Below are 8,529 nucleotides of genomic sequence, written 5' to 3' on the forward strand. Positions count from 1 at the left end.
CATCCAGCTGAGACCAGCGGCCCACAACCACCCAGCGACCCCGAATCTTCGCGGACCACGGTGCGCCCCGAAGGTGGCGCCGGCCTGCTCAACTGTGAAGAGCCAGTTTGTGGAACGGCCGCGCACCCCCGCAACGATAGGTTTGGGGCTATGCGTGATGTTCGGGTGGTTTATCGGAAGTTCGACGAGAAGCTGCACTGGCATCAGTGGATGCGGTATCTCGGGGAGGACGAGTTCGGGGTGTGGCTGGGCGCGCCGGCGAACTCGGTGTCGCAGCGCGGGGACGAGCCGGTGGTGACGCAGGAGCAGGCTCATGTGCAGTTGTTCCCGCGGGACCAGTGGTTCACGGCGATCTTCAACGACGAGCCGCGGTCGACGGAGATCTACTGCGACATCACCACGCCGGTGGAGTTCTCCGAGGACGTGGTCACGATGATCGATCTCGATCTGGACGTGATCAAGAAGCGGGACGGGACGGTGCTCGTCGACGACGAGGACGAGTTCGCCGAGCATCAGGTCAAGTACGGGTATCCGGCCGACGTGATCGCGACGGCGCAGGAGACCTGTGACCGGCTGGTCGGCGCGGTCGCGACGGAGGAGCCGTTTCTGTCCGTCTACAAGACTTATCTCGACAGGGTTCGATAGCTCAGCGTCGCGTTCTTCAGGAGCATCGCGCCGGGGAGCGGGCCGCGTTGGCCGGCGAACATGTCCGCGACCGGGGTGACGGTGAGGTAGAGGTTCTGCCCGGCGGGTACGTCGACGGCGATCGCAGGGAGTTCGACCGTGCGTTGGACACCCTTGGCGACGCGCTTCTCCCGAAGCGGCATCGTGTTGTTCTGTACGACCTTGGCGGTCAGCGGGTTGGTACCGACGCTGAGCGCGAAGAAGGCGCCCGAGTCCGGGACCAGCGTGTAGACCTTGCCTGAGATCCGTGGTGTTCCAGCGACGGTCAGCGGCCCGGCCGCGATCTTCAGGTTGAGCGGTAAGCCGGCGCCCGTCGGGGTGAGGATCCTGCCGAGTGCGATCCGCTGGTTCGGCGCCAGATTCCGTTGTGTCAGGCAACGACCATCCGCGGTCGACAGGTGATAGACGCCGAAGCCGGACAGTCCGGTCGCCTTGCCGAGCAGGTTCGCAGTCATGAAGCGCACCGCGAGGTCCGAGAAGTTCGGCGACCCCAGTGCGATCGAGCACGGATCACCAGCGGTCGCGAAGCCAGGAGGTACGACGCTCGGCAGCGTATGACCACCGTTGTACCCGACGAAAATCGATCGCGCCCGGGCCTGCGGAGTCAGCGCGCGATCGAAGTTCGCCAGGCCCTGGTTGAGGTTGAACAGGTTGTCCGAAATCCCCTGACCGAACAGCACCGGAAGATGCTGCGGGACCGTGGGCCGACTGGTACCCGCCGCCGTACGACCCGCCGATCGCACCAATCAGCGGATCACCCGGCGACTGCTTCGTCACCCAGTCGAGGCCGGCGACCAGGTCGACGAGCTTGACCACGTCGCGGCCCTCGTAGTCCGGGTTCATCACATGGGCGACGCCCATACTCTCGCCGAAGCTGCGCTGGTCGAAACTCAGTACGCCGAATCCCGCGTCGAGCCAGGCCTTGAACGCGCCCGGGTCCTTGGTCCGGCTGCCACCCCAGCCATGACTGTGGAAGACAGTGCAACAGTCACCCCCAGTGATCGACGAATTCCGCTCCGCACACGCTAGAGGACCACGCCCGCACTGACCAGATCCCGGCTGCGCTCACGGCGAACCGAGGGCACCAAACCGCGCCGACGCTGCGACACTGTGCCTCGTGCATATCGCGATCGAGGTCGTAGCCCTCGTCGCCGTGGTCGCGGCCGGGGCCGCGCTGGCCCGGCGACTCGGGATCTCGGCTCCCCTGCTGCTGGTGGTCATCGGGATCGCCGCGTCGTACCTGCCGTTCGTGCCCCGGGTCGAACTCGAGCCCGAGGTTGTCCTGGTCGGCTTCCTGCCGCCGCTGCTGTACTCGGCGGCGATCAAGACCAGCTGGGTCGACTTCTCCAAGCACCGCCGGTCCATCGGCTTCCTCTCGGTCGGCCTGGTCGTGTTCACCGCCTTCGGCGTCGGCGTGGTCGCCTGGTGGCTGCTCGGCGTGGTCGCGGAAGCCCAGGGCCACGAGCCGCTCCCGTTCTGGGCCGCGTTCGCGATCGGCGCCGTCGTCGCGCCACCCGACGCGGTGGCCGCGACCGCGATCGCCAAGCGGGTCGGACTCCCCCGCCGGATCGTCACGATCCTCGAGGGCGAGAGTCTGGTCAACGACGCCACGGCCCTGGTCTGTCTCCGTACGGCGCTCGCGGCCGCAGTGGTCGCGCCGACCGTGCTGCACGTCGGGCTGGACTTCCTTCGGGCGGCCGGTGGAGGTGTCGCGATCGGCCTGATCGTGGCGATCGTGCTGGCCAAGATCCGCCGCCGGTTCACTGACCCGGTGCTCGACACCACGCTCAGCCTGACCGCGCCGTTCATCGCCTACATCGCGGCGGAGAACCACTACATCCACGCGTCCGGCGTACTGGCTGTGGTCGTGACCGGTCTGGTGCTCGGGCACAAGGCGCCGATCATCCAGTCGGCCAAGTCGCGGATGTCGGAGCGGACCAACTGGCGGACGTTCCAGTTCCTGCTCGAGAACACGGTCTTCCTGCTGATCGGCCTGCAGACCCGGTGGATCCTCGACGACGTGGCGGAGAGCCCGCTGCCGGCCTGGCTGATCGCGGCGTCGACGATCGCGGTGTTCGCCGCCGTCGTCCTGCTCCGACCGATCTGGCTCATTCCGACCACGCTGCTGTCCCGGCGGGTCCTCGGTCCGTCCCGGCCGGGGCCGGTGTCATGGCAGGCCCTGGTCGTGGTGTCGTGGGCCGGGATGCGCGGCGTGGTCACGCTGGCCGCGGTCTTCACGCTCCCTGAAAGCACCCCGGATCGCGAAGTGCTCGTGTTCATCGCGCTGGCCGTGACCGCGGGCACGTTGCTGCTGCAGGGCTCGACGCTGCCCTGGCTCGTACGCTGGCTGCGCCTGCCCGGACCGGATCCGGCGGAGGATGCGCTGCAGGAGGCCGCCGTACTGCAAGGTGCGCATCGCGCGGCGGAGGACAAACTCCAGGAGATCGTCTCGCCCGACGACCCGCCCGAGGTGGTCAACCTGCTCCGGCAGCGCGGCGAGGCCCGGGCGCAGGCCGCGTGGGAGCGCCTCGGCCGGCCGGAGAGCGAGTACGAGACGCCGAGCGAGGCCTATCGCCGGTTGCGGATCGCGATGCTGGAGGCTGAGCGCGAGCACATCCTCAAGGTTCGCGACGCCGGCCTGGTCGCCGACGAGGTGCTGCAGCGGGCGCAGATCGCGCTCGACATCGAGGAGTCGATCCTGGATCGGGACGAGGACGACGACGTCGGCGGGCGGTCGGAGGACCTGCGGATCAAGATGCTTCCGGGCGGCGCCTGCGACCACCTCGAGCAGGCACCGATCGTGGTCGCGCCGAACACGCCCGACGGCTGCGAGGAGTGCCTGGCCGACGGCGGCACCTGGGTCCACCTGCGGCTCTGCCTCGGCTGCGGGCATGTCGGCTGCTGTGACTCCTCGGTGATGAAGCACGCCAGCAAGCACTACGACGAGACCCAGCACCCGGTCATGCGCAGCTTCGAACCCGGCGAGAATTGGCGCTGGTGCTTCGTAGACGAGAAGCTGGGCTGATGGCGGACTGTCTCTTCTGCTCCATCATCGCCGGTACGACGCCGGCGCAGATCGTGCTGGACACCCCGGAGGTCGTCGGGTTCCTCGACGTACGGCCGGTGTTCAAAGGGCACACGCTGATCGTGCCGCGCGAGCATGTGCCGACCCTGATCGAACTGCCGGACGAGCTGATGGTCCCACTGTTCGGCGCCGCACGATCCTTGGCGTCGGCTGTCCGCACCGCACTTGACGCCCAAGGATCATTCGTTGCCGTGAACAACGTCGTGTCACAGTCCGTCCCCCACCTCCATGTGCACGTGGTGCCACGGACGAAGGGGGACGGACTGCGCGGCTTCTTCTGGCCCCGAACCAAGTACGCCGACGACGCCGAAGCCGCCGAGTACGCCGGCAAACTACGAGCCGCCCTCGCCGGTTAAGGGCGCGCTGTCTCCCAGGCGACTGTGTCGACTGGGGCGGTGGTGAGAGTGCGGGCGGCTGTTGGTGGGTTGTCGGTGGTTAGGTTGAGGCCGGGGTTGCGGTCTTCGATGGTGAAGGAGGCTCGGGTGAATACTTCGGCGTCCTTGGTTTGGACTGCGCGGACGGTGCGGAAGTCCGCGACCATCGACTCGCGGGTGATGGTGGTGTTCACGTAGCCGCGGAGGTTGTTCTGGAAGCGGAGGTGCGGGTTCCAGGTCAGCCACGGGTGCGCGGTGGTGCCGGAGTCGGCGCCGTCGCCGCCGGTCGTGATCGACGAGCAGACCAGCTCCGATCCGACCGGCGCTGACGTCGGGTCGTCGTAGTTCAGCTTCAGGTCCGAGGCCCAGTGGGCGTGCACGTCACCGGTGAGTACGACGGCGTTCCGCACCCGCGCATCCACCCACCCGCGGGTGATCCGGTCGCGGGAGGCGACGTACCCGTCCCAGGAATCCATCGAGGTCACCTTCAGCGGGCCCGCGTTGTTGTCGCGCTGGGCGAAGAAGACCTGCTGGCCGAGGATGTCCCAGCGCGCCTCGGACCGGCGGAACCCGTCGAGCAGCCATTTCTCCTGCCGTGCGCCGGTGATGGACCGCTTCGGGTCGACCGCGGCGGGGCAGTCCTTGTATCCGTCACCGCAGCCCTGATCATCGCGGTACTGCCGGGTGTCGAGCATGTGGAACGTTGCCAGCTCACCCCACTTCACCCGCCGGAAGAGCTGCATGTCGATGCCGCGCGGCTTCGACGACGCGCGCAGCGGCATGTTCTCGTAGTACGCCTGGAACGCGGCGGCCCGGCGCGCGAGGAACCCGTCCTCGGGCTTCTCCGGCACCTCGTCGGCCCAGTTGTTGTCGAGCTCGTGGTCGTCCCACACGACCAGCCACGGCGCGACCGCGTGCGCCGCCTGCAGGTCCAGATCGCTCTTGTACTGCGCGTGCCGCTGCCGGTAGGACGCCAGGTCGGTGGTCTCCGGCCCGTCGTGATCACGGACGTTCCCGCCGGGCGCAACGTACGTGTTCTTGGTGTACTCGTACTGGTAGTCGCCCAGATGAAGCACGAGATCCGGGTGATCCTGCGCCAGCCGCCGGTACGCCGTGAACCAGCCGTGCTCGAACTGCGAGCAGGACACGAACGACATCGCCAGCTCCCGCGGCATGGAGCCACGGGCCGGCGCGGTCAGAGTCCGGCCAGTGCGGGACACGAAGCCCACGGCGCGGAAACGGTAGTAGTACTCACGGCCCGCATGAAGGCCCTGCACAGTGACATGTACGGCGTGCGCGTGCTCCGGACGAGCAACAGCGACGCCGGCCTTCACTACGTGGTGGAAGCGCTCATCGGTCGCGACCTGCCACTGCACGGCGTACGCACGGCTTGGCATGCCACCGAGGCCGTCGGCGGCGATCGGGTCGACGGCGAGACGGGTCCACAGGACGAAGCCGTCCGGCCAAGGGTCACCGCTGGCGACGCCCAGCGTGAACGGGTCTTGCCGGACCGGCGTCGCGGCCGCGGTCGTCGGGGTGGTCAGAGTCGAGGTCAGGCCGGCCACAGCCGCAGTGGAAGCCAGACCGGCTTTCAGGACGGATCTACGGGAGGTCTCCATGCGCCGACGGTTCCCGGTCACGGTGTGCGGCGGCTGTCGTGCAGATGGCCAGCGGGTGACTATGTCTGCCGATCGAAGCTGCGATCGAGCCGTTTCTCCAAGCGGGCCAGGGCTTTCTCGGCCGCGACCCGGACGGTGAGCTCCGGGTCGTCGAGGAGTTGCTGGAGGGCTTCGGCGTGCTCGGCCTCGCCGGCGGCACCGACCGCGCGGGCGGCCGTCGAGCGGACTCTTGGCAGCTCGTGCTCGAGGTCGGGTAGCAAAGCGTCGACGAGCTGACCCAGCTCTCGCTGCGCGGTCAGCCGGGCGACATGCTCGCGCACGCGCCACGCTGGATCCCGCGCGGCGACCTGCAGCGCGTCGACCACGTCATCACGCCAGACGTAGAGGAAGACGCGAGCGGCCCAGACCCTGATCCAGTAGTAGTTCACCGGGTCGACCGGCGCGGACCAGCCGCCGGGGTTGGGACTGCCCGTGATCGCGACCAGCTTCGGCAGCTCAGAGCCGTACGCGTCCTCCCCCGAGATCTCCTCGGTGAGGAACGCAACGCACCAGTCGATGACGGTGTCCTCGCCATACTCGGCACAGGCAGCCCGGACGATCTCGCGCGGCGCGTCCCGCTCTTTGGCCATGCGCTCAGTAAAGCGCCCCACACCGACAGAAAGGGCCGGGTCCACTGAGGACCCGGCCTTTCTCCGAACAGGTGTGTCAGCTCGCGATCAGCGAGCGGAGCACGTACTGCAGGATGCCGCCGTTGCGGTAGTAGTCGGCCTCACCGGGGGTGTCGATCCGGACGACCGCGTCGAACTCCTGCTCGGCGCCGTCGGGCGAGGTGACCTTGACGTGCACGGTGCGCGGGATCTCGCCGTCGTTCAGCGCCGTCACGCCGGTGATGTCGAACGTCTCTTCGCCGGTCAGGCCGAGCGACTCCGCGTTCTCGCCGTCCGGGTACTGCAGGGGCAGCACGCCCATGCCGATCAGGTTCGACCGGTGGATGCGCTCGAAGGACTCGGTGATCACGGCCTTCGCCCCGAGCAGCGCCGTACCCTTGGCGGCCCAGTCCCGCGACGACCCCGAGCCGTACTCCTTGCCGGCCAGGATCACAAGAGGGGTCCCGTCGGCGGCGTACGCCTGGGCCGCGTCGTAGATCGTGGTGACCGGCGCGTCGGCCTGGGTGAAGTCGCGGGTGAAGCCACCCTCGGTGCCCGGCGCGATCTGGTTGCGCAGGCGGATGTTCGCGAACGTGCCGCGGATCATCACCTCGTGGTTGCCGCGCCGCGACCCGTAGGAGTTGAAGTCCTTGCGGTCGACGCCGTGCTCGGCCAGGTACTTGCCGGCCGGGCTGTCGCCCTTGATGGAGCCGGCCGGGGAGATGTGGTCGGTGGTGACCGAGTCGCCCAGCTTGGCCAGGACGCGGGCACCGGCGATGTCGGTGACCGGCGACGGGTCCTTCGCCATCCCCTCGAAGTACGGAGGCTTGCGTACGTACGTCGACTCGGCGTCCCAGGCGAACGTCTTGCCCTCGGGCGTCGGCAGCGACTGCCAGCGCTCGTCACCGGCGAACACGTCTGCGTAGTCCTTGGCGAACATCTCCTTGTTGATCGAGGTCGCGATCACGGCCTCGACCTCGTCCGCGGCCGGCCAGATGTCCTTCAGGAACACGTCGTTCCCGTCGGTGTCCTGGCCCAGGGCATCGGTCTCGAAGTCGAAGTCCATCGTCCCGGCCAGCGCGTAGGCGATCACCAGCGGCGGGCTCGCCAGGTAGTTCATCTTGACGTCCGGGTTGATCCGGCCCTCGAAGTTCCGGTTGCCGGACAGCACCGACACGACCGCCAGGTCGGCCTCCTGGACACCGGCCGAGACCGCCTCCGGCAGCGGGCCGGAGTTGCCGATGCAGGTGGTGCAGCCGTAGCCGACCAGGTGGAAGCCGAGCTTCTCCAGGTACGGCGTGACGCCGGCCTTCTCGTAGTAGTCGGTGACGACCTTCGATCCGGGCGCGAGCGAGGTCTTCACCCACGGCTTGGACGCGAGGCCCTTCTCGACCGCGTTCTTCGCCAGCAGCGCGGCGGCGAGCATGACCGATGGGTTCGAGGTGTTGGTGCAGGAGGTGATGCTGGCGATCACGACGTGGCCGTGGTCGAGCTCGGTCTCGGCGCCGTTCATGGTGATCTTGGTCTTCTTCGACGGCCGGCCGGGACCTCCGTGCGGGACGTGCGGCTCGTCGTTCACGTTGCCGTGGCCGTTCGGCGCATCGCTGGCCGGGAAGCTCCCGGTCTCCGATGGGTCGACGTCCAGCTCTTCGGTGGCGTAGTCGGCGAGCGCGCCGCGGAAGGCCTCCTTCGACTCGCTCAGCGAGACCCGGTCCTGCGGCCGCTTCGGGCCGGCGATCGACGGGACGACCGTGGACAGGTCAAGCTCGAGGTACTCCGAGAAGCGGGGCTCGACCGACACGTCGTGCCACAGGCCCTGCTCCTTGGCGTATGCCTCGACCAGCGCGACGTCCTGGTCGCTGCGGCCGGTCAGCCGCAGGTACTCCAAGGTGACGTCGTCGATCGGGAAGATCGCGCAGGTGGAGCCGAACTCCGGGCTCATGTTGCCGATCGTGGCCCGGTTCGCCAGCGGGACCGCCGCGACACCCTCGCCGTAGAACTCGACGAACTTGCCGACCACGCCGTGCTTGCGCAGCTGCTGCGTGATGGTGAGTACGACGTCGGTCGCGGTGGCGCCGGCCGGCACCGAGCCGGTCAGCTTGAAGCCCACGACCTTGGGG

7 protein-coding genes and 1 pseudogene are annotated in these 8,529 nt (G+C 68.3%); 3 read left to right on the forward strand and 5 right to left on the reverse strand.

Annotation, left to right across the window (positions count from 1 at the left end):
- The first annotated feature begins 150 nt into the window (after window positions 1-150).
- Window positions 151-645, forward strand: coding sequence for a DUF402 domain-containing protein (locus AB0E63_RS45700; RefSeq protein ID WP_360380972.1), 495 nt, complete (start codon window positions 151-153; stop codon window positions 643-645).
- Here AB0E63_RS45700 and AB0E63_RS45705 read toward each other — a convergent pair.
- A complete protein-coding gene (locus AB0E63_RS45705) occupies window positions 624-1,364 on the reverse strand; it encodes a hypothetical protein (RefSeq protein WP_360380975.1) in 741 nt (246 codons plus the stop codon). The two genes, AB0E63_RS45700 and AB0E63_RS45705, sit on opposite strands and share 22 nt — an antisense overlap.
- A gap of 82 nt (window positions 1,365-1,446) precedes the next feature.
- A pseudogene (locus AB0E63_RS45710) lies at window positions 1,447-1,686 on the reverse strand (hypothetical protein); the annotation flags it as partial.
- A 115-nt stretch (window positions 1,687-1,801) separates the two neighbouring features.
- On the opposite strand from AB0E63_RS45710, the gene AB0E63_RS45715 reads away from it, so the two are divergent.
- A complete protein-coding gene (locus tag AB0E63_RS45715) occupies window positions 1,802-3,709 on the forward strand; it encodes a Na+/H+ antiporter (RefSeq protein ID WP_360380978.1) in 1,908 nt (635 codons plus the stop codon).
- Entirely contained in the window at window positions 3,709-4,125 is a 417-nt protein-coding gene (locus AB0E63_RS45720; RefSeq protein WP_360380981.1) for an HIT family protein, read from the forward strand. Before AB0E63_RS45715 ends, AB0E63_RS45720 begins: the two co-directional genes overlap by 1 nt.
- Here AB0E63_RS45720 and AB0E63_RS45725 read toward each other — a convergent pair.
- From AB0E63_RS45725 to acnA, 3 genes are all read right to left on the reverse strand, one after another.
- On the reverse strand, window positions 4,122-5,762 hold the full coding sequence (locus AB0E63_RS45725; RefSeq protein ID WP_360380983.1) for an alkaline phosphatase D family protein: 1,641 nt from the start codon (window positions 5,760-5,762) through the stop codon (window positions 4,122-4,124). The genes AB0E63_RS45720 and AB0E63_RS45725 overlap by 4 nt on opposite strands.
- A 59-nt stretch (window positions 5,763-5,821) precedes the next feature.
- Window positions 5,822-6,391 carry a HEAT repeat domain-containing protein gene (locus tag AB0E63_RS45730; protein WP_360380985.1) on the reverse strand — a complete coding sequence of 190 codons (570 nt, stop codon included), beginning with the start codon at window positions 6,389-6,391 and terminating at the stop codon, window positions 5,822-5,824.
- Between the two features lie 76 nt (window positions 6,392-6,467).
- On the reverse strand, window positions 6,468-8,529 hold a 2,062-nt coding region (gene acnA, locus AB0E63_RS45735), incomplete at its 5' end, for an aconitate hydratase AcnA (protein WP_360380988.1).

The organism is Kribbella sp. NPDC026596 (assembly GCF_040638415.1).
In the GTDB taxonomy this organism is placed as follows: Bacteria; Actinomycetota; Actinomycetes; order Propionibacteriales; family Kribbellaceae; genus Kribbella.